Annotated in this window: 18 protein-coding genes; 1 reads left to right on the forward strand and 17 read right to left on the reverse strand. The window is 34.5% G+C overall.

The features are described from left to right. Positions 1-49: 49 nt before the first annotated feature. The 15 genes from H2O64_RS09270 to H2O64_RS09340 form a co-directional block, all read right to left on the reverse strand. Positions 50-1,219: a helix-turn-helix domain-containing protein gene (locus H2O64_RS09270; protein WP_235982818.1), complete on the reverse strand. Its 1,170-nt coding sequence runs from the start codon at positions 1,217-1,219 to the stop codon at positions 50-52. Between the two features lie 332 nt (positions 1,220-1,551). Next, entirely contained in the window at positions 1,552-1,764 is a 213-nt protein-coding gene (locus H2O64_RS09275) for a hypothetical protein (RefSeq protein WP_187561912.1), read from the reverse strand. A gap of 1,125 nt (positions 1,765-2,889) precedes the next feature. Continuing rightward, positions 2,890-3,069 carry a hypothetical protein gene (locus H2O64_RS09280; protein WP_187561913.1) on the reverse strand — a complete coding sequence of 60 codons (180 nt, stop codon included), beginning with the start codon at positions 3,067-3,069 and terminating at the stop codon, positions 2,890-2,892. 151 nt (positions 3,070-3,220) lie between these two features. Continuing rightward, positions 3,221-3,433: a hypothetical protein gene (locus H2O64_RS09285; protein ID WP_187561914.1), complete on the reverse strand. Its 213-nt coding sequence runs from the start codon at positions 3,431-3,433 to the stop codon at positions 3,221-3,223. Between the two features lie 113 nt (positions 3,434-3,546). Further along, positions 3,547-4,506, reverse strand: a complete 960-nt coding sequence (locus H2O64_RS09290) for a metal-dependent hydrolase (protein WP_187561915.1) — start codon at positions 4,504-4,506, stop codon at positions 3,547-3,549. Further along, the gene (locus tag H2O64_RS09295) at positions 4,507-5,496 is read right to left on the reverse strand and encodes a serine hydrolase domain-containing protein (RefSeq protein WP_235982820.1); all 990 of its coding nucleotides are present in this window, start codon (positions 5,494-5,496) and stop codon (positions 4,507-4,509) included. A gap of 65 nt (positions 5,497-5,561) precedes the next feature. Then, positions 5,562-6,005, reverse strand: a complete 444-nt coding sequence (locus H2O64_RS09300; protein ID WP_187561917.1) for an SRPBCC family protein — start codon at positions 6,003-6,005, stop codon at positions 5,562-5,564. A gap of 19 nt (positions 6,006-6,024) precedes the next feature. After that, positions 6,025-6,462 (reverse strand): hypothetical protein, encoded by a 438-nt coding sequence (locus H2O64_RS09305; protein ID WP_187561918.1) that lies wholly within the window; start codon positions 6,460-6,462, stop codon positions 6,025-6,027. 104 nt (positions 6,463-6,566) lie between these two features. Then, positions 6,567-7,364 (reverse strand): DUF1853 family protein, encoded by a 798-nt coding sequence (locus H2O64_RS09310; RefSeq protein WP_187561919.1) that lies wholly within the window; start codon positions 7,362-7,364, stop codon positions 6,567-6,569. A gap of 35 nt (positions 7,365-7,399) precedes the next feature. Next, a complete protein-coding gene (locus tag H2O64_RS09315; RefSeq protein ID WP_187561920.1) occupies positions 7,400-7,843 on the reverse strand; it encodes a hypothetical protein in 444 nt (147 codons plus the stop codon). Positions 7,844-8,079: 236 nt separating this feature from the next. Further along, entirely contained in the window at positions 8,080-9,531 is a 1,452-nt protein-coding gene (locus tag H2O64_RS09320) for a serine hydrolase domain-containing protein (RefSeq protein WP_187561921.1), read from the reverse strand. Positions 9,532-9,964: 433 nt separating this feature from the next. After that, positions 9,965-12,376 (reverse strand): alpha-ketoacid dehydrogenase subunit alpha/beta, encoded by a 2,412-nt coding sequence (locus H2O64_RS09325; RefSeq protein WP_187561922.1) that lies wholly within the window; start codon positions 12,374-12,376, stop codon positions 9,965-9,967. A 388-nt stretch (positions 12,377-12,764) separates the two neighbouring features. Continuing rightward, complete coding sequence (locus H2O64_RS09330) at positions 12,765-15,581, reverse strand: gluzincin family metallopeptidase (protein WP_215907145.1); 2,817 nt, start codon at positions 15,579-15,581, stop codon at positions 12,765-12,767. Positions 15,582-15,583: 2 nt separating this feature from the next. Next, complete coding sequence (locus H2O64_RS09335) at positions 15,584-16,846, reverse strand: T9SS type A sorting domain-containing protein (RefSeq protein WP_187561923.1); 1,263 nt, start codon at positions 16,844-16,846, stop codon at positions 15,584-15,586. 37 nt (positions 16,847-16,883) lie between these two features. Then, complete coding sequence (locus tag H2O64_RS09340; RefSeq protein WP_187561924.1) at positions 16,884-17,573, reverse strand: LOG family protein; 690 nt, start codon at positions 17,571-17,573, stop codon at positions 16,884-16,886. A 608-nt stretch (positions 17,574-18,181) separates the two neighbouring features. Between H2O64_RS09340 and H2O64_RS09345 the strand changes: the two genes are divergently transcribed. Further along, positions 18,182-18,457, forward strand: coding sequence for a hypothetical protein (locus H2O64_RS09345; protein ID WP_187561925.1), 276 nt, complete (start codon positions 18,182-18,184; stop codon positions 18,455-18,457). Between the two features lie 102 nt (positions 18,458-18,559). Here H2O64_RS09345 and H2O64_RS09350 read toward each other — a convergent pair whose 3' ends face one another. Continuing rightward, positions 18,560-18,919 (reverse strand): lipocalin-like domain-containing protein, encoded by a 360-nt coding sequence (locus tag H2O64_RS09350; RefSeq protein ID WP_187561926.1) that lies wholly within the window; start codon positions 18,917-18,919, stop codon positions 18,560-18,562. Positions 18,920-18,936: 17 nt separating this feature from the next. After that, positions 18,937-21,783 carry an excinuclease ABC subunit UvrA gene (uvrA, locus tag H2O64_RS09355; RefSeq protein WP_187561927.1) on the reverse strand — a complete coding sequence of 949 codons (2,847 nt, stop codon included), beginning with the start codon at positions 21,781-21,783 and terminating at the stop codon, positions 18,937-18,939. Positions 21,784-21,834: the final 51 nt, after the last annotated feature.

Below are 21,834 nucleotides of genomic sequence, written 5' to 3' on the forward strand. Positions count from 1 at the left end.
TAAGAGTTGATTTTCGGTGAGTTTTGCCTCTTTTACGATTTGAGACGCCTTATTCTGCTTGCGATTGCAAGTATTGGGTAGGAGAGAAGCTGGTGAGTTTTTTGAAAACTCGATTGAAAGTCGCTTTGCTATTGAATCCACATTCATAGGCAATTCCGAGTAAGGAAAGTTGTTTGTGTTTGCCTTCTTTGAGCATACTTTTGAACGCATTGATCCGATAGGAATTTACAAAGTCATTGAAATTCATTTGAAAACCACTGTTGATGATTTCTGATAATTGTCCGCGCGTTAAGTTTGCCTGACTTGCCAATTCGGATAAGTTTAAATCAGGATTTAGGAATGGCTTTTCGCGTTGCATTAATGCCGCAATTGCTTCAATAGAAGTCTCTGAGATTTCTTTTTTGGCTGTTTTCGCATCTTCTGGAATTGAGATTTGCTTTGGCGAAAAACTAAAATCTAGTTTGTTGAGTTTGGTAGTATCGGTAAAATAGCCTTTCAAGCCGACGTAAATGGTGCAAATTGCCATTGCAAGATTCAGCCACCAACGTTCTTGATACCCCAAATCAACAATTACACTACCAATCACCGTTTGCAAGGAACTGTATAGAAATAAGAACGTAAATACGAGGAGGAAGTTCCGAATCCAATTCAGCTCTAGCTTAAACACATTAGAGAAATATTGTTTTATTTTTTGTCTGTAATTTATGTAAAGTTGAATGGTGAATGCCAAGTAGAGTAGCATCACCGCAAAATCAAAAATATTTAAAATTGGAAGTACAATAGCTTCATCTACCGTAATTTTCAGGATTCCATTTTGTGTTTCTGCAAATCCAGGTTGCATGGCATCATAGGTGAAAATTGTCAAGCGATACAACACAAGAACGATTGGAATGATAAAATGATATAGATGCGCTCTCTGAAACTTAAAATTCGATTTCGTAATAGACCTTACATATAAGTAAATCAGCGGAGAAATCGCTGTTGCCGCAGGAATCAGGAAGTAATTGATCTTCGTGTTCCGAAACACATCATACCAACCCATAAAACCAACGGTGTAACAAATTTGTTGGTAAGAGGTAATCAGTAGTAGAATTGCCAGTATAGCGTCGGAAGTGTTTTTCTTTTCAACATATCTTTTTAACAATAAAGCAACTAATATTAACCCTTGTATGACAAGAATTAATAGTGGCGTACTGTACATATTGAAGTTTGGAAACATTTACTGCTATCTTTTATGATTCCAAAACTACTAAACTTTTTCAGTTTTTACGGACGTATATCGACTCATGATACGATTTGAGACCTTCTTTGGTAGAATTTGAACGTTGAGGTGGAGATATTTGTTGAATTGCGTCTAAGTAAAGTATATAAATATAGAATCTTACACTTGGGCTCCACAAGTCCCTTAAGATATTGATAGATGTACTCTCCTGTAAAAGAAATCTATTACATCTTATTTAAAATTCAAGAAACCCTTTCAAAATACGTACATCTCAAAATAGTTTTTTTTAAATATAAAAAAGGAAAAGCGAACCGAAGTTCGCTTACATCTTACCAGCCAATGGTACATAATAGTGACCAAGTGCAACTATCATCGCCTATTGTGTCCACACAATCTCCTTTAGTAAAATTTATAATTGATGTGGCAGGAGTTATTGAAGTTCCACAGCCAGTTGAACCAGCACCTCCATTAATTGACTTGTTGTCAAATCGAACAATAGAGGACTTGTTAAGTTTTAACGATTTAATGTCCTTTTTTTTCATAATGTGAAGTTTTAAAATTAATAGTGATTCAATTTAAGAAAATAATTATAAATCAATAAAACAGTAGTTATGGAAATAAAGAGCAAAAAAAAAAACGAACCGAAGTTCGCTTAATCTACTATATAAATTTAAACATCTGAAGGACATATATGGTCACAAATTGCAGCACTTGTAGGACAACCAAAACTCCCAGTAGGAGGGCAATTATCTGAAGCTCCGCAGCCTAACCATTTAGTCATTATAGTAGTAGTGTTATCAGTACATGCTAGGCTAACTCCTCCTTTAATATATGAAGGATGTAGTTTAGAATAGACTGCTTATTGAGTTTAAGAGATTTAAGATTTCTTTTTTTCATGATTAAATGATTTTAAAATTAATAAAGAACTAAGGTATCAAATGAAGAATGCATTAAAAAAGGGTAGTAGCTTAAATCATGCAATTTAAGCGAGTAAAATTACTTTAAACTAACAGTAGTTATGAAAACGATGAACAAAAGAAAAGCGAACCGAAGTTCGCTTTACAAAACCTTAAGAAGTAGGGTTTGAGTTACATATTTGGACAAGTTTACAAAGTACTGTATCCACATAACATACACATCCAGGTGGGCACCATAAATAATTTAAAGTACAACTAGCTTTTCCTCCATTAATAGATTTTTGCTCAGATTTATTCAAGACAGAACCCAATTTTGAAATGTTTTTTAACATGATATAGAATTTAAAATTAATAAAGAATAAACTTACGTAACTAAATTATTTATCATTTACGGTAAGACCTTAATTAACATTTAATACTGTAGGTATGAAATAATGTAACAAAAGAAAAGCGAACCGAAGTTCGCTTTAAGATTTAATCTTCACTTAAAGGTAAACCTGTTCCACCTTGCCCACCACCAAGAATTAGTTGAAGATTTTCGGTCTTGTACTGTTCAAATTTTTCTAACATAACGTATTGTTTTAAAGATTAATAATACTCTAATCTAGAAAATAAAGGAGAGATTAAAAAAAGGTAAAAGCCTAAATCATCTAATTTATGTCAGCGGATTTGATCAATAAACTTGTAGTTGTAAAGCATAAAAAAGCGAACCGAAGTTCGCTCATAAATTTGTGTTATGTATGTTTTAGCTTATTCCCAACAAAGAAGCGTCCAAGTAATGACAATAGGACCACGATCATCACTTGATGGATTAGGACATGTTTGGCATATTGAAGGACTATCCGAAGCGCCGCCTTTTAGACTGTTACCAGAGAGACTTGAAATTGACTTTTTGTTAAGCTTTAATGATTTTAAGTTTCTTTTCTTCATGATTTAAAATTTTATGATTTATATCCTAGAGTTCAGAAAATGAAAAAATGTTACCTGAAAAATGAAAAATACTTTTTAAAACAGTAGTTATGAAAGCAAGAAGCAAAAAAATAGCGACCCGAAGATCGCTAGTATTGTAAAGGTTTATTTTCTACCAACCAGTACCAGGAGTTGGTGTCCAACAATGATCATCACCAAGTGTATCGACGCAATCACCTTCAGTAAAATGTTTAATAATACAGCACCAAGATGAGGATAAAGACCAATCTGAGATTGCAGCAGCCTGCCCTTTAATACTCATCATTTCAAAATTTGAAATGGTCTTTTTGTTAAGTTTTAAAGTTTTTAGATCTTTTTTTTTCATGATGTAAAATTTTAAAGTTAATAAGTAAACAAGATACTAAAATAAATTACAACTACCTAAGCAACAGCTGATTGATAGAATGTATATATTTATTTGGGTGACTATTTTTGTTGTTAATTTTTTATACTTCCAGAAGAAAAAGTGGTGTTGCCGTCTTTGTTTGAGATTTCAAAGTATCCTGCGGTTGGTGCTTTTTTAGTTCCCGTTTTTATGATTCCGCGCATATCAACTTGCAAGTTGTAGATTCGGATGTTATTATCTTCTTTTTCAACGGTATAGAATCCTTTGGCAAACCAACGCATTTTTTTAGCGACGTTTTTATCAATTAAATCTAAGTATTCTTCATGAATCGGAAAGGCTTCAATGGAATCTTCCATATCAGACAAAATTGAATATTTCAGCATATAAATACTATCGCGTCCTTTTGCCACCCCATACCAATTGATATTTGCAATTCCTACGGGCATGGTTAGTAAGGAATTGTATTCAATATTTTCCTGAGCCATTCGTGTCGAAATTTCAGCTTTTACAAATTCTTTATGTATAAGTGTAAAGATCAAATACAGTGAACTTATGAGCAATCCATAATTATTGAATGTTGCTCTTTTTAGTTTCGATTTGTAGCTCCATAAACTCAAGATTAAACCAATAATTAGCGGAACTGTATACAATGGATCAATTACATTAACACTATCAAAACCAACTCTTTGATCGCTAAATGGTAAAAATAGTTGTGTTCCATACGCCGTAAAGGTATCTAACAGTACATGCGTAAAAAGACAGAGCCACGTAAATAATAATAGTCTGTTGAATTTGATATTTTGAAGCCATTTTATTTTGCTTAGCGCGAAAGCAATTAAGAGTGCTCCCAAAATACTGAATAGGATAGAATGACTAAAACCTCTGTGAATGCTAAGCATTTCTAGCTTATCATAGAACAAATAGAAAATCACATCAAGGTCAGGAATTGTCGCGATAATTGCGCCTACGACAGCGCCTTTATTCCCGATTTTTTTACCAAGAACGGCTTCTCCAATCGCAGCACCTAAAACGGCTTGGCTAATACTATCCATTTATTTTTTATTGCGCACTATTTTTACAATACGGTTAATTACGATTTCCGATAGATTCCATTCGTATCCTTCAAAATCAGTTGTATTCATAAATTGAACCACAACAGTATCAATGTCTTTGTGATATTCTGCAAGACTTTGATAGCCAGGAACCAAACCTCCATGTTCATACTCGTAAATTGAGGAATAAATTTCCTGTTCACCTTCATCAAATACAGAACCATCGTTTAATGCTCGCAAGAAGATACCAACATCCTGTGCTGTAGCTATCATTCCTACATCTTCATTTTTGAAATCGTCTTCAATGCCAACATAATAGCCACTCATTACTTTGTCTAAATTATCTACTTCATCAAGCGAACCAAACGTATTTTTGAGTCCAAGCGGGATTAAAATTTCTTCCTTGAAATATTGTTGACGACTATAACCCGTCACTTTCTCAATGATTCTGGAAAGTAACAAATAGTTCGTATTGGAATACCCATAACCTTTATCAGGTTCAAAGTTTGCAGGCAAATCAAGTGCGTATTCAAGTGCATCTTTACTAGTATCCTCTCGGTTTTTCCAAAAATCAGGATTGTCGGTAAAATTGGGAATGCCGCTTCGATGTTGCACCATTAATCGCAATGTAATTTTTTCTGCATTTTTAATTCTACCTACAAGTTCCGGAAAGTAATCAGCAAGTGTTTTATCTAAAGATATGCGTTTGTCTTTGGCTAATTTGGTGATGGAAACAGCGACATATAGCTTGCTGATACTAGCAATCTTGAATAAGGCTTGTGGGTCGGCGGGTATTTTCTTTTTTCGATCATGCCAGCCAGCAGTATAAAATGCAGGCGGTTTCCCAGCTTCGTCCACATATACAATCATTCCATCAAATCCATGGTCAATGGCTTCATTTACTTGTTCTTGAACCGTATCTGGTAATGGTAAAATCCATGCTTTGACCAAAATCCATGGGACGAAGTATAATGAGGCTATGCTAGCCATAATAAATAGTACTCGGAGTATGTTTTTTATTTTTTTGGTCATCATTTAGATCTTCAGACGCTGTTTTATTCAGTTTCTTCTGTGAATTTTTTAAATTGATCCATCCACTTTTGACTTTGTTTTTTAAACATTCCTGGAAACAGTTTTGCCATTAATTTTGGCATGATTCCATTGAATTTGGTGTATACTACTTCAGAAATGTACCGCGTTTGGTTTTCGTTGATTTTCTCAAATTTGGTCGTTTGCGTATTGATCATGTGTATGTGTTCATACAATGCTTTTTTCTCTTCTGGAAGGTTGTTGGAAAGAATTGTTTCTATCAGTTCTAGTTTCCTTTTGCCTTGCTGAAATATTATTTTTGATTTTGCACCAATGGCGTCAGGCTGTCCTTCAAAGTGTTGAATGGACTGAAAACCGTCTTGCCATTTTTCAAAACTGGCTTCATCTTTCCAAAGCGCAACAACTTTTTCAATGGGCGCATTTATTGCTACGGAGCATATATACTTCATCTTTTTTAGTATATATCAGTTATTGTAACCAATTCTTTTTAATACCAAATATTGAAAACCACACAAGGAAGATCCCAAAGACAACAACCAACGCAGGCATAGTAACTGCTTGTGCAGCGCCAAAAACGTCAATTGATTTTGTGAAAAACAAATTATGGGTCATTTGTGGAATGATAGCTAATAAGGAAATGATAAAAGCCATTTTGGACCATTTCTTCTTCAAAACTAAGCCGATAGCTCCAAGCGTTCCAGCGAATACGGCAATAGCAAATACAATCGTTGTCCATAACGGATATTCGCCATAAAGTGCTTTTTCGTTTGCTGGAAGTGCCGCTAAAGCTTCATCAGAAATAAACGTATGTGCTACAAATGAAAGTACGCCCATTATATTCCAAAGAAGTGAAATGATTGATACTACCCAAAACCATGCTGGGATTTTTGTTTTTTCGTGTTCCATGATTGTTAGTGTTTAGTTTACTATTTTGTTTTCCAATGATGTCTAACGTATTCGAGTATCGTTAGTTGCGCTGGCTAGGTCTAAATTAGTAAAAGAAAACGAACTTACCACCAAACGATAAAAAAAGTGATGTATAAATCGTTGTGTTTTTGCCAACATAATGGCGCTTGGTTTTCTTTCATGCAGATTCGAATATAGTTTTCTACACCGGCAAAATCTGTCCAAATTTCGTTTTCAGATGGATCCATTCCCCATTCCTTTTTTGTAGGTACATAATAGGTTTTTGCTGAATTGTCAAGACTTACAAATGTTTCAAAATTAAAATAGTAGCCTTTGATCGCTTTTTCATAAACTGGACTAAAACTTTCGTTGTATTTGTAGGGAATAAATAATGAAACTAATAAACAAAGTGCTTGGGTAACTTTATCAGTTTCTATATCATTAAGGGTTGATTTCGTACAATTGTGGTAGAGTAGTGGGAATTGTTTTCTTTTAAGTTTGTCTAATTTTTCTTTTAAAGAATCATTTCGGTTCGGACCAATCCAGTTATGCATGGTTTCTTCAGCAATCGTTGGATCGAAAAGATAAAATTTATACGCTAATTCTAAGTGAATTAACTGTTTAGTAAGTATATTTTCAATGATAAAATCGAGTTCGCCAATAGTGTTTTTATTTTCACGTATTTGAATGTTTTCATACAACACCTTGTAATTAGTTGATGATTTAATGAGTTCAGCAACAATCTTTTCTGCTAAATGTCCTAAGCGTAACTTCGTTGGCAATTCAAATTCTAGTTCCGTTGTTAGGTTTAGTTCTGATAAATGAAACGTTTGTAAACCTGTAATTTCAGCAGCGAGTGTATTTGCTTTTAGGATGGAAGCTATTCGGTGTTTGGAGTTCATTTATTGGGTTTGGGAATAATTATGGATTATGAGTGTTAGCTGCAATTACTCTTTACCTTTTCCAGCGCTTTTGGTAATGTGGTTGTCATAAAATTCAAATGCTCATCAAGGACATCTATTTCAACAGTAAGTGTATTACTATCTGTTCCTTCCGTAAGTGTATAAGTTTCTGTGGTTCCTGACCATTTTTTTGTCTCATCATCAATAGGTTGTTCCTTTCCTTTTACCACATTTCCGATGTGTTTAAACGTGATAGTTTTATTGGGAATATGTGTTTCGATGCAGCTGTAAATACCACTTTGATCAGGAGAAAGAAATAATACTTTACTGCCTTCTTTCCAATTATCGGTAATGGCATAAGAGCCTTCAAAGAATACGCTTGCCCAGTCACGATATGAGTCCTCGTTCCAAAGTGCATTCCAAATCTTGGTTTTCTCTGCCTTAATATCAATTGAAAATTGTAATCTGTTTATCTTCATAATTTAAGATAAGGTTTTGAAGTTAATTATTGTAAAGTGCAAATTACTGCTAATATCTGTATGGCAAACATATATTTAGGATACAGTATCTATATATACAAATCTAAAGGATTTTTAATTAATCAGAAATTAGAATAAAAAAACACCAACCTCAAAGAAGTTGGCGTTTGTATGTTTTTTAGAATACTAGCATCTCGATAGCTTCGTTAGTATTGTTGTCAGCAAACTTTGTTATTCTAGTTCTTACTTAATTCTGTTAGCTTTTTCTGTGAATCTTTATATCCTAATTCAATTGCTTTTTGGTAGCTTTTTATTGCGTCTTCTTTTAGGTTATTTGCCTTATATCCATCACCTAATGAATCCCAAAGATTGCCATCGTCATCATATAGTTGAACATTTATTTTAAACAATTCTAATGCCCATGCTAAATTTTCATTTGACTTCAATACTATATTTCCAATTCTATTTAAAACTCCTGAATGTGTAAAATCATCAGCGTAATTTTCTTGAAGCAGCGCAAGGAGTTTTTTCGATTTATCTGTTGAATGTTGTTTTATATACTTCATTGTAAATGAGTACACATTATGCTTTATTGGTTTTGGAGAATAGCTTTCGTCCAGAATTATTTTTGCAACAACATACGCAACCCATTCTACTTTTGCGCTATTTGCATTTGTTGCATACACAATATATAAATCTTCTTCAGGATACCAGATTATAGAATGTGCAAATGCTCCGTTAGAGCCATTATGAGATATTCGTAATGTATTGTCTTCGGTATATTTAACTCCCCAACCGTAACCATAGCCAGAAGTGCTTTTAGGATACGTAACATAAAGTGTAGTTAACTTTTTGAACGATTCGGGTGTCAATATTATATTAGATTTTAATGCTTTATACCAAAGCAACATATCGTTTTGGGTAGAGTTAATTCCGCCATTTCCTTTTAAATGCCAATTAACATCATTCGTTTCTTGATAACGTGCAATGGTTGATCCACCATCTAATACATTTCTGTTGTAACCGCGCGAGATTTGTAACGTATCCCATTTTGGCAAAAGATATCCAGTTTGCTTCATGCCTGCTGGTATAAAAAGGTGCTCGTTTAAGAAAGTTTCGTATGATTGACCAGAAGTTAACTCTATGATTCTTCCTAATATGCTATATCCAGTATTAGAATACGAATATTTTTCTCCGGGCTCAGATAATAATTCACTAGCGAAAAGATTTTTGAAAAAGTCCTCTTGTGAGATTTCTGAAAAGTCACGTCCAATAGATTCTATAAAGCCTGCAGAATGCGTTAATAATTGATGTATGGTGATGCTTTGCTTGTCAATTGGTAGCTTTTTGAAAAACGTGCTTAAAGGATCCGTTAATTTTAATTTTCCCAATTCAACAAGTTTTAAAATTGCGGTACTAGTGAATTGTTTTGTGTTAGAACCAATATCAAAAATAGTGTTTGGGTTGTTCAGCGTTTTACTGTCCTTGTTTGCTAGCCCATACCCTTTATTTATAATTAACTGACCTTCTTTAATAACTAGAATTGCTCCTGAAAAGCCATTATCTGTTCCATTACTTAAATAAGTATCGATTTTAGTAAAAGTATCTTTAGGATTTAATTTTTCTTGAGCAGTTGAAGTTATTACTACGAATGCAATTGTCGAAAAGACAAGAAGTATTTTTTTCATGATGATTTCTATTTCTTAGTAAGACGAATAAAAATCAAGATAGGTTACACAATTTTCATAATTATTGCGAACATCTTAGTGTGCAGTCATTTAATTTAACTCTTTTTTTATTTTGGAAATTAAATCTTCGATATTAGACAAAACTCCAATTTCATAAGTATTCTTCATACTCGTATGTGAATTTTTTAAATTTAAAAGATTGATTTTTAGGTTGTTAATTGCAGTACTATGTAGGTGTCTATTTATTAATGAGTTGAAGAATTTTTACATAAAAAAACACCAACCTCAAAGAAGCTGGCGTTTGTATGTTTTTAGAATATTTGCATCTCGATAGCTTCGCTAGGTAGTTGGAATCAAAATATATTTGATTCCAATAATGCTCGATGTGACATTTCGACCTTGGCTAAGCGTAAAAGTTGAATGTGACGTGTAATTAGTACATCTTAGGAAAATCCGTTGGATTTGACTCATGCATCATGCTGTAAATTTTTTCAAATACATCTTCTACAGAAGGTTTAGAGAAGTAATCTCCGTCAGTTCCATAAGCTGGTCTGTGTGCTTTTGCCGTTAAAGTTTGCGGTTTGCTGTCCAAATGTTTGTACGCATCTTGGTCGTCTATAATATTTTGCATGATAAACGCAGAAGCGCCACCAGGCACATCTTCATCAATAACTAATAAACGATTTGTGTTTGAAACACTTTTTACAATATCATGATGAATGTCAAAAGGTAATAAAGATTGACAATCAATGATTTCAATGTCTATTCCGACCGCTTGCAATTCTTTGGCAGCTTGTTCTATGATTCTTAGTGTAGAACCATACGAAACAATCGTCATGTCGGTTCCTTCTTTGATGGTTTCTACAACTCCTAAAGGCGTTTTGAATTCACCTAAATTGGTTGGTAATTTTTCTTTTAAACGATAACCATTCAAACATTCAATCACTAAGGCTGGTTCATCACTTTCTAGTAATGTGTTATAGAATCCTGCGGCTTTGGTCATGTTTCTTGGCACTAAGACATGAATTCCACGAATGGAGTTGATAATCGCGCCCATTGGCGAACCAGAATGCCAAATTCCTTCCAAACGATGTCCACGCGTTCTGATAATTACAGGCGCTTTTTGTGTTCCTTTGGTTCTGTATTGTAAGGTTGCCAAATCATCACTCATGATTTGCAATGCGTATAATAAGTAATCTAAATATTGAATTTCTGCAATAGGGCGTAAGCCACGCATCGCCATTCCAATTCCTTGTCCAAGAATAGTTGCTTCACGAATTCCGGTATCAGAAACACGCAATTCGCCATATTTCTCTTGCATTCCTTCCAAACCTTGATTTACATCGCCAATTTCTCCTGCATCTTCTCCAAAGATTAAAACTTCAGGATATTTTGCAAAAATCGCATCAAAGTTATCTCTCAATATTAAACGTGCGTCTACTTCATCTGCTGAAGCATCGTAAATTGGTGCATTCGCTTCAATATGATGTACACTTTTATCAGATTCACTGTATAAGTGCGAACTGTATTTTGGTTGAATTTTCTCAAAGTATGCTTTGATCCAATTACTTAAAGCTTGTTTTTCGTTAGAAGTTTCTCCAATGACTAAACGCAGTGCTTTGCGTGTATATCCTGCAATTTCTTTGCGAATAGGTTCTGCAATAGCAGCTAATTCTTCTTTTAGTTTGTTGATGAAAACTTTGTTAGGACTTGATGGTGCTAAGTTTTCTAATAAAGCAATAGCTTCATCTCGTTCTTGCTTCATGGGCGCTACAAACGCTGACCAAGCCGCTTTTTTACCGTCGCGAACTTGCTTTTTGATATCTTTTTCTAAGGCAGTTAAACTTTCTTCAGACTCAATACCATTTTCAATGATCCACTTGCGCATTTGTGCATTACAGTCGTATTCAACTTCCCAAGCTAAGCGTTCTTTACTCTTATAACGTTCGTGTGAACCCGAAGTAGAATGTCCTTGCGGTTGTGTTACTTGCTGTACGTGAATCAACACAGGAACGTGTTCTGCACGTGAAATATCCGATGCTTTTTGGTAGGTTGCTATTAAGGAAGGATAATCCCAACCATTTACGGTAAAGATTTCATATCCTTTTTCTGTTTCTGTACGTTGAAACCCTTTTAAGATTTCAGAAATGTTTTCTTTGGTCGTTTGATGTTTTGCATGTACCGAAATTCCGTACTCATCATCCCAAACACTCATTACCATTGGTACTTGTAAAACACCCGCAGCATTGATGGTTTCAAAGAATAAACCTTCACTCGTACTTGCGTTTCCAATAGTTCCCCAAGCAATTTCGTTTCCGTTGTCAGAGAACTTTTCAGTATCAATTCCGTCAACCTGTCTGTATATTTTAGAAGCTTGTGCTAATCCTAGTAAGCGTGGCATTTGTCCAGCAGTAGGAGAGATGTCAGCACTTGAGTTTTTTTGTTGTAGTAAATTTTTCCATTCACCATTTTTATCCAAACTGTGCGTTGCAAAGTGTCCGCCCATTTGTCTTCCCGCAGACATTGGTTCTACTTCAATGTCGGTATGTGCATACAATCCTGCAAAAAACTGTTGAATGTCCAATTCGCCAATTGCCATCATAAAGGTTTGATCGCGATAATAACCCGATCTAAAATCACCATTTTGAAATGCTTTGGCTAAGGCAAGTTGTGGAACTTCTTTTCCGTCACCGAAAATACCAAACTTGGCTTTTCCTGTCAATACTTCTCTACGACCCAAAAGACTACATTCTCTGCTGGTTACCGCAATGGTATAATCCTGCATGATTTCTTCTTTGAATTGATCGAATGAAATATCGTGTGTGTTCTCAACTTTTGCTTGCATAGAGTATCGTGAATTGAAGTCTTGCAAACTTAACAAAAAGTGAGCGGATTTGCAATAGCGAAGAGTATTAAAAAAATGATAATAATGTAATGAAATGTTATTTTTATTACGATTTATTCAATTTTTGTGAGAAAATCACTTTTTGACTGACAATTGTCTAATATTTTAAACGTAAAATTGAATATTTTTTTACCATTGAAAATGAAGCGATTAGAGCTTTTCTAATGAACTAAATTTCAAAAGAAATCTCGCTCGTAAAGACATATTAGATTAATGATTTTTAATTTACCTATTACCTATTACCTATTACCTATTACCTATTACCTATTACCTATTACCTATTACCTATTACCTATTACCTATTACCTATTACCTAATACCTAAAATCTTAAAACCACTTCCGTGTGAATAATTTCGTCAACGTTTTTGGGCTTAACGTAACAATAAATCGAATGCGTTGATCAAAACCTGGTTGTGCAATTTCCCAGCCATTGTTAGAATATACAGGAATGTACAATTCAAAATAATCAGGTACTAAGTTCAAGCGAATTCCGGAGTCGTATACAAATCGAGCATTTACATCTGTATTTTTGATGATTCCGATATCGGCATAACCTTCAATCCATTTCCAAATACTGTAACTCGCATTTGCCGTTCCAATCCAATCGTTAGAGAACGGATTTTCTAGTTTAGACTTAAATCCACCTTCTGCAACGACTAATTGCTGACTGAACAATCCGGTGTCTTCTGAACGTCCGTAATAGTTGTAATCGAATAAATAATCCGTTGGCCTATCTAGCGCAAAGCTAAAGAAATCAGAGTTTGTATCATTAAATAAGAACTTCCCAAAGAAGAAACGCACATTTAATTGTCGGTTGTCTTGGAATAGTTTTCTATAGTTTAAATTGAATGAAATTTTAGAGAATCGTTTTGCTAATTGAAAGTCCGTAAACCAGGTAAAATGACGAATTGGATCAGGGTTTGAATATACGTAACGCGCATTGAAAACGTTGTAATTTGGTTCATTTTCAACCGCTATATCCGTAGATTGTTCGCGTTGTACAATAATATATCTAAAGTCTAAAAATGCTTTTTGATTTGATCTGAAATCTGGATTTCTAAAACCAAACGTTACTTTAGGCACTAATCGCGTATACGTTAAACCTTCTTCGTAATTATAGTAATTTCCAGACATGGAAAAACGCGCAAAGTATAAGTCACTTTTACTTTCAATATCATGACGATACGAGATGCTTCCCGAACCTACCAATTGTTTTGAACGCAATCCGTACGATGGTTTAAAATCATACAATAAACGCTTTGTTAGGAATGTTTTGTTGTAGAAACGCATTCCTGGCGTGAATCCGTCATATAAGTTGAATTGTGCAATTGGCACAAAGAATATTTGATTGTAATGCGGGTTTTCGGCATCTTTAAAGAAGGTGAATTTTAATTTTTTGTTGTTGGCAAAAAATCCGTTGAGCGATTTCCAGTTGTCTCTTTGGTTGAATTCTGGAATGATTTTATCATAGTTCAATACCAAACGGTCAATGCCTTCACGTGGAATGGTCACCGTTTTCTTTTCGCCAACATCCGTAATCCAATATTTTGAAACTACTGAATCATTTTTGATTCCGAATAACGAAATAGGGAAGTTGCCATCATATTTGTTTTTGATGGTAACTTGTAATGAATCATCTGTTTTTTCAACGGTTCTAATCTTGTAATCAATTCGTTTTCTTGAATCTACATAGTTGTCAAAGTACCAATCAATATCTTTTGGTGCTTTTGATTTTAACAAGTTTTCAAAGTCAGCACGATTCGATTTTTTTAAACGATTCGTCGTGTAGAATTCTTTGACAAAATCATCAATTATGGTTTCATCAAAATAGGATTTTAAGTATTTCAATCCAACACCAGCTTTGTATTTGTTGGCGATGTTATTGTTAAATTTTGTCAGTGAGTCTTTTGGAGTGCTTAACGGTTGATCAATGTTTTTACGCGCCATGAGCATGTACAGAAACGGATATTGATCGTTGAATTCTAGTTTTGCAAATTCGTATGAACGAACGCCCCAAACTTTTGACAATCCACCTGTTAGCTTCATATTTGGATAGTACGTTTCCGCATATACCATTAACATATACGTTTCGAGCGCATCAGAAATCCACTTTTCTTTTCGCGTGTCCATCCACATAGATTCTTCTAAGTTTTTGGTTAAGACAGCTTTTAATACTTTAATTTCATATTGAAAATCATCTGTAAACGGTCTGATGAATGACGGCAATTGACCCAATCCGTATACAGGATTTTTTTTGTTGTCAATTTTTGAGATCATCATGTTTTCTCTCGGAAATTCGCCCAACTTCTCATAGATAAATTGTACTACTTTATCAATGGCAATTGCACGTTGTTTTTCATCCAATCCAAAAGCATCTAAGTTTGTTGTAATGTTTACTTTATCAGTTTGATAAGTTTTAAATTCAGCGTTTTGACGCAATAGAATGGTAATGTCTTTTACGTTTTTTCCTGTAAGTTGCACAATGCCTTCTTCATCATTTACAACCGTATCTGCAGTTGATATTACATTGAATTTCTTTGGGAAAATTAGTGTAATGTTGTGCTCTGATTGCTCTGTATATAAATCATCTAAGTTTTTGTTGCTGTATAATTTCCAACCATCATTATAAGCGGCAGGCGTGATATACCAATATCTTAGACTAAAATCGCCATCATCTTTGTAACCGTAGCGTGTAAATTCGTCACTTGGTAATTTTACTTCGTAAATTAAATCGAATGCAACACTTTCGTTGGGTTGCAATGGTTTATCAAGCGTTACTTTTATAATGTCTATTTGCTTTTCTAATCGTTCCCAATTAGCAGATGTTCCGTTTGTGGAAATTCCTTCAATTGTAGTATTTCCCTTTTTTTTCTTTCGAGATAAGTGAAAATTTCTACGGTATTCTTCGGCAAATCGTTTTGCTAAAGGTGTGTCTTTTCCAGAGAATGCATGATTCCAATCGTTCAGATAGATTTCATTGAGCACTTTGCCCGTTTCATTTTGGTATGTGATTTTTTGAACAACCTTAATCCTTTTAGCTTCCGCATATACAGTTGCTGTAAGCGTATTTTTATGTTGCCCAAAAGCTGAAATGCTTAAGAGTAGGAGTAGGTATAATGCGAAATGGCGGCGTATTGTATTCAATTTTATTTTTTGATAAATTTTTGAGTTTCTGTATAGTTTTTGATTTTCAAATAATAGATGCCTTTCGGTAGGTACGAAACATCTACGTTTGTAATATCATTATTATTCATCTTTCCAGATGTCAATTTACGCGCTAAAACGTCATATATCGCGTATTCATTGTTTTTTTGTGTAGAATTTAACATAAATGACAATTGATCTTCCACAACATTTCCTCGAATAAAGTTGAAGGTTGCCGCTTCTGCAAATTGAGAAGTATTAAGTAATTGCTCGTTTGTTTCTAATTCCATTACAACTGGCAAATGATCGCTCATGTCATGCAATGCATTGCGAAGCGCTTGTGAGTAAATCGTTGTTGCACCAGGTAATGGCGCACAATCTGTTGAGTTGATAGCACTATTGTAACAGCTTGGATTTAAATTGTTTCCAAACGATTTGTATGAGTTTGGTACGTAATATAAATCCGGATTTGTCAAGATGTTTCCAGAAGTTAAGATGAAATCAAAACGATCATCAAAACCACCAGATGCGCCACCTAAACCACTTTGTGTACGCGTTGATTGTGTAAGTACATCAATGAAACTACTGTTGTTGTGCCAATCGCCCAAACGGTTGATAGGATCTATTAAAGGAATGTGTTCTGTAGGATCCGTTAATTTATTAAAAGTAATGTCATTGCTCGTGTATAGGTTTAAATCTCCTGCAAATAGCACGTAAGTATTCGCGTCAAGCGTAGAAAGATACGAAGTGAGTTGTTCGGCCATTAAAAAACGTTTTATTTCGTCTTCGGGAGAATTTCCAGCTTTTAAGTGTCCAACAAAGACTTCTAAACGAATTGGATTCGCAACTTGGTTTACTGTATTTAATTTTAAGGTATATCTATTAAAATCGCGAATCGTAGTTTGTACAATGTCTTGCGCTTCTAATATGAATTTGCTGCTATCGTAATAAATTAGGTTTTGTAAATCGTCAAAATCTCCAAAAGCATCATCGGAAGTGTTTGTAAAGAATGTTGCTTGCGCATAATTTGGATTGATGGTTTGTAATCGTGTTAAAATTACGCCAGCACCAAATACATCATTTAATTCACACACCATGAGTAAATCTGGTTGATAGTCAGTAATGATCAGTTCCAAATCATCAATTCGATCTGGAGAAATATCTGGAAAATTCAAGAGATTGTAAAACATCGTCTTGATATTTTCCTGTGCATTTATTTGTAGTAATCCTAAACCGAAGCAAAGGATAATGAGTAACTTTTTCATTTTCTTTTTTGGGAGCAATTATTCTACGGTACTTTTTTTAGAAGTTTGGACTTAGCGCTGACTTTCTGTAGAAAGCATCTAAGATGTCCAATACTTCGTCTTCATTATCTACGATATGAATTAGGTCTAAATCGCCTTCACTGATGTTAGCGAACTTGTCTAATAATGTAGCTTTTACCCAATCCATTAAGCCAGACCAAAATTCGGTTCCAACCAAAATAATCGGGAATTTGTCAATTTTTTTTGTTTGAATTAGTGTGATTGCTTCAAATAGTTCATCCAAGGTTCCGAATCCACCAGGCATTACAACAAATCCTTGCGAATATTTTACAAACATTACTTTACGAACAAAGAAGTAATCAAAGTTGATACTTTTATCTGCATCAATATATGGATTGTCATGTTGCTCAAACGGTAATACAATGTTTAATCCAACGGAAGTTCCGCCACCTAAATGTGCACCTTTGTTACCAGCTTCCATAATACCTGGACCACCGCCAGTAATGACTCCATAACCGTGATCAACGATTGTATGCGCAATTTTTTGTGCTAATTTGTAGTATTTATTGTCTGGTTTTGTTCGTGCAGATCCAAAGATGGAAACACATGGGCCAATTTGACTCATTTTTTCGAATCCGTTTACGAATTCGCCCATTATTTTAAAAAGTGCCCAAGAATCGTTCGTTTTTATTTCGTTCCAACCCTTGTTGTTCTTTTCTTTTCTCATGTTCATTTATTTTTTATCAAAGCGTGCTAAGATACTACTTTCTCTATAAAAATGAATCAAACTTTTTTTTAAAAATATCTTAAAGTATTTTAAACTTCAAACACTAAAAGAATTTACTGATATAGGGAATTATGTTTGGGGATAAAAAACGGTTTCTTGTTTTTACACTTCATTTGGGATAGTGTATTTCTTGAGCTTTAAAGGAATGAAAGACGGAGGCATCAAATTATACTTTAGAGGAAATCCTTTTGGACAAGTTGACGCAGGTGTTGCGCAAGGGAAATTAGATAAGTTATAGATTGCAATAGGATTATTGCATAGCTAAAAAGCAGTCTGGAAGTAATTTCTAGACAGTTTTATTTTTATGGTAATTCCTTTTTTAATCAAAGCATACCAAGGTATTATTTGATCTAAAAACACAATCTATCTAAAATTAAATATTGTTTCAAAATAGGGACTATGTTATCGTTTTTCAAATTTTTTTATATAAAAAAGCAAGTTAAAAACTTAGTTTTCAATGGTTTAACGTATTTAAAATACGGTATTTACTTACCAAAATGTTAATGAAATATTATATCTTATTGGGATTAATCTAAACTTTGGTAATCATGAAAAAAAAGAAATTAACTAAATTAAAACTTAACAAAAAACGTATTTCAAATTTAGAGAGTTCTAAACAATTTGGTGGAGGATTTACTGATACTTGTTTTTGCTTTATTAGTGATAATTTACCATGTATCACAAAAGATATTGAAATATGTCCATCAGAGCAAATTTGTTTAAGCTCTCAGAATGGTGCTACTGTATGCGTAGGACTACAATCATGTAATTGCGATCCACATAATCCACATGATCCATATCACTCACAACAAGCGTTTTGTTAAAGATTTGAGTCATTTTTTATCTTGAAAAAGCTGTCTGGAATTAATTTCTAGACAGCTTTTTTAGGTATAATCTTCAACTCAAATAGTGAGCGAAACGTAATTTTATTTCTTTCTGAGTAATGTCAATATTTCTTTTGATCCAGCTCTGCTCATGATAAATTGCAAGGTATCATTATTCAGTTTATTAATTTCAACGCCAATTTCTAATTTTCCTTTTGGCGTAGAGTAGAGTAATCCGTTTGCTAATTTATAAACTCCAGTTTCTTCTTCTCCAGTTATTTTGGAAGCGTATGTTTTATCGCGTTTGAAATTGAAGTATACATTATCGTTGCATCTATCTTCTCCTGTCGATTCTACAATCCATTGTGTACAATTCCATTCTCCTGCAATTTTATCGTATTCTTCAGTATTATCACATGAAATTAGGAATAATCCAACAACAACTACTATCAATTTTTTCATAACATTTTTTGTTTTTATTAGTTCGTTTGTAAGGCTAATTCCTTCTTTAAGAAACGCGCTGTATGACTTTTTTTATGTTTGGCAACTTCTTCTGGAGTTCCCGTAGTGATGACTTGTCCGCCGCCTCTTCCGCCTTCGTAACCAATATCAATGATATAATCGGTCGTTTTGATGACGTCCATATTATGCTCAATAACCACAATAGTATTTCCTTTGTCTACTAATTTATTTAATACATCCATCAAGACTCTAATGTCTTCAAAATGTAGTCCAGTTGTGGGTTCATCTAAGATATAGAATGTATTTCCGGTATCTCTTTTAGAAAGTTCTGTTGCCAGTTTGATACGTTGTGCTTCGCCACCAGAAAGCGTTGTACTTTGCTGTCCAAGCGTAATATAACCTAAACCAACATCTTTGATGGTTTTTAGTTTGCGATGAATTTTTGGAATCGGTTCAAAGAATTTTACGGCTTCGTTCATCGTCATGCTTAATACATCGGCAATTGATTTTCCTTTGTATCGAATTTCTAGTGTTTCTCTATTGAATCGTTTCCCATTACAGGTTTCACATTCTACATATACATCTGGCAAAAAGTTCATTTCTATCACGCGCAATCCTCCACCTTGACAGGTTTCGCAACGTCCGCCTTTTACATTGAAACTGAATCTTCCTGGTTTGTATCCACGAATCATCGATTCGGATGTTTTTGCATAGAGACTTCTTATTTCGCTAAAAACACCTGTATATGTTGCAGGATTTGAACGCGGCGTACGTCCAATTGGCGATTGGTTGATGTCTATTACTTTGTCAATATGCTCTAAACCTTTGATGCTTTTGTATGACATTGGTTCTTTTACAGCGTTGAAAAAGTGCGCATTTAGAATAGGGTAGAGTGTTTCATTTACTAAAGTAGATTTTCCACTACCAGAAACGCCCGTAACGCCAATCATTTGTCCTAATGGAAATTCAACGGAAACATTTTTTAAGTTATTTCCTGTGGCACCTTTTAATACTAATTTATTACCATTTCCTTTTCTGCGTTCAGTTGGAATTGCAATTTGTTTGTTTCCGTTGAGATAGGCAGCCGTTAGTGTATCATGTTTTAATACTTCTTGTGGCGTTCCTTCTGAGATAATTTCACCTCCATGTCGTCCTGCATGCGGACCAATGTCAATAACATGATCGGCGCGTTCTATCATATCTTTATCGTGTTCAACCACAATGACAGAGTTTCCAATATCCCGTAAGGATTCAAGCGAATTGATTAGTTTTTCGTTATCTCTTTGGTGTAAACCGATACTTGGCTCATCTAAAATGTATAAAACACCTACTAATTGTGAGCCAATTTGTGTTGCCAATCGGATGCGTTGTGCTTCCCCACCAGATAATGATTTTGAACTTCTGCTTAATGAAAGATAATTTAGACCAACATCTAATAAAAAGCGTAATCGTGTGGCGATTTCTTTAACAACTTCCGTAGCAATGGCGCGTTGTTTTTCCGAAAGTTTTTCATCTAAACCATCAAACCAAGCCGCTAATTCTACAACATCCATAGTTGCCAATTCCGAAATGTTTTTTTCGTTGACTTTAAAGTATAAAGATTCTTTGCGCAGTCGTGAACCTTCACATTCAGGACAGTTTACTTTGTCCATGTAATTTTTTGCCCAACGTTTGATGGAAGCCGAATCGCTGTCTTCGTATTGATTTTTGATGAAACTTACGATGCCTTCAAAGTCAATTTTATAGTCACGCGTAACACCTAGCGTTTTGCTAATAATCGAGAATTTTTCGTTGCCACCATTCAAAATTACGTCCATTGCTTCCTGCGGAATTTTGCTAATTGGATCTGTTAGTTTGAATTCGTATCGTTCTGCTATGATTTCCAATTGTTTGAAAATCCATGATTTTTTATATTCGCCCAAAGGCGCAATTCCACCAGCATTAATCGTTGCTTTCGCATCAGGAATTACTTTGTTTTGATTTACTTCGTGAAGCGTTCCTAGTCCGTTGCAATTTGGACACATTCCTTTTGGAGAGTTGAACGAGAATGTATTCGGTTCAGGATTCGGATAGGAAATTCCTGAAGTCGGACACATGAGATTCCGACTGAAATAGCGTGCTTCTTTTGGCGCATCTTGATCAATGACCATTAATACATCATCACCGTGATACATTGCCGTTTTGATCGTTTCTGTTAAGCGTTTGTCATTGTCAACTTCATCATCAATAACTAAACGATCAATAACGATTTCAATTTCGTGTGTTTTGTAACGGTCAACGCGCATTCCCTTTTCAATGTCTACAATTTCACCATCGACACGTACTTTTACAAATCCTTGTTTGGCAATGTTTTCGAATAATTCGCGGTAATGTCCTTTACGGGAACGGATAACTGGCGCGAGAATGTTGACACGTTTGTCTTTGAAATCGTTGAGAATTAAGCTTTTGATTTGTTCATCACTATAACTCACCATTTTTTCACCAGAGTTGTAACTGTATGCATCTGAAGCTCTTGCAAATAGTAAGCGTAAAAAATCGTAGATTTCTGTAATGGTTCCAACCGTAGATCGTGGACTTTTGCTCGTTGTTTTTTGTTCTATGGCGATTACGGGCGATAAACCATCAATTTTATCAACATCTGGACGTTCGAGTCCGCCGAGAAATTGGCGCGCATACGCAGAAAATGTTTCGATATATCTTCGTTGTCCTTCGGCATAAATCGTATCAAAAGCTAAGGATGATTTTCCACTTCCTGAAAGTCCAGTGATGACCACTAATTTTTCTCTAGGAATCGTAACATCAATATTTTTTAGGTTGTGAACTCTTGCACCTTGCACTTCTATATTTTCTTCGTATTTCGTCATAGTTTTTTGCAAAACGCAAAGGTACGAATTTTAGAAGCAGTATATCACAAT

Origin of the sequence: Kordia aestuariivivens (genome assembly GCF_014397005.1) — a bacterium.
GTDB lineage: Bacteria > Bacteroidota > Bacteroidia > Flavobacteriales > Flavobacteriaceae > Kordia > Kordia aestuariivivens.

Excerpts from the sequence above, each read along its gene's own strand:
- H2O64_RS09270 (WP_235982818.1), bottom strand. The coding sequence starts at position 1,219 with ATGTTTCCAAACTTCAATATGTACAGTACGCCACTATTAATTCTTGTC.
- H2O64_RS09275 (WP_187561912.1), bottom strand. The coding sequence starts at position 1,764 with ATGAAAAAAAAGGACATTAAATCGTTAAAACTTAACAAGTCCTCTATT.
- H2O64_RS09280 (WP_187561913.1), bottom strand. The coding sequence starts at position 3,069 with ATGAAGAAAAGAAACTTAAAATCATTAAAGCTTAACAAAAAGTCAATT.
- H2O64_RS09285 (WP_187561914.1), bottom strand. The coding sequence starts at position 3,433 with ATGAAAAAAAAAGATCTAAAAACTTTAAAACTTAACAAAAAGACCATT.
- H2O64_RS09290 (WP_187561915.1), bottom strand. The coding sequence starts at position 4,506 with ATGGATAGTATTAGCCAAGCCGTTTTAGGTGCTGCGATTGGAGAAGCC.
- H2O64_RS09295 (WP_235982820.1), bottom strand. The coding sequence starts at position 5,496 with ATGGCTAGCATAGCCTCATTATACTTCGTCCCATGGATTTTGGTCAAA.
- H2O64_RS09300 (WP_187561917.1), bottom strand. The coding sequence starts at position 6,005 with ATGAAGTATATATGCTCCGTAGCAATAAATGCGCCCATTGAAAAAGTT.
- H2O64_RS09305 (WP_187561918.1), bottom strand. The coding sequence starts at position 6,462 with ATGGAACACGAAAAAACAAAAATCCCAGCATGGTTTTGGGTAGTATCA.
- H2O64_RS09310 (WP_187561919.1), bottom strand. The coding sequence starts at position 7,364 with ATGAACTCCAAACACCGAATAGCTTCCATCCTAAAAGCAAATACACTC.
- H2O64_RS09315 (WP_187561920.1), bottom strand. The coding sequence starts at position 7,843 with ATGAAGATAAACAGATTACAATTTTCAATTGATATTAAGGCAGAGAAA.
- H2O64_RS09320 (WP_187561921.1), bottom strand. The coding sequence starts at position 9,531 with ATGAAAAAAATACTTCTTGTCTTTTCGACAATTGCATTCGTAGTAATA.
- H2O64_RS09325 (WP_187561922.1), bottom strand. The coding sequence starts at position 12,376 with ATGCAAGCAAAAGTTGAGAACACACACGATATTTCATTCGATCAATTC.
- H2O64_RS09335 (WP_187561923.1), bottom strand. The coding sequence starts at position 16,846 with ATGAAAAAGTTACTCATTATCCTTTGCTTCGGTTTAGGATTACTACAA.
- H2O64_RS09340 (WP_187561924.1), bottom strand. The coding sequence starts at position 17,573 with ATGAGAAAAGAAAAGAACAACAAGGGTTGGAACGAAATAAAAACGAAC.
- H2O64_RS09345 (WP_187561925.1), top strand. The coding sequence starts at position 18,182 with ATGAAAAAAAAGAAATTAACTAAATTAAAACTTAACAAAAAACGTATT.
- H2O64_RS09350 (WP_187561926.1), bottom strand. The coding sequence starts at position 18,919 with ATGAAAAAATTGATAGTAGTTGTTGTTGGATTATTCCTAATTTCATGT.
- uvrA (WP_187561927.1), bottom strand. The coding sequence starts at position 21,783 with ATGACGAAATACGAAGAAAATATAGAAGTGCAAGGTGCAAGAGTTCAC.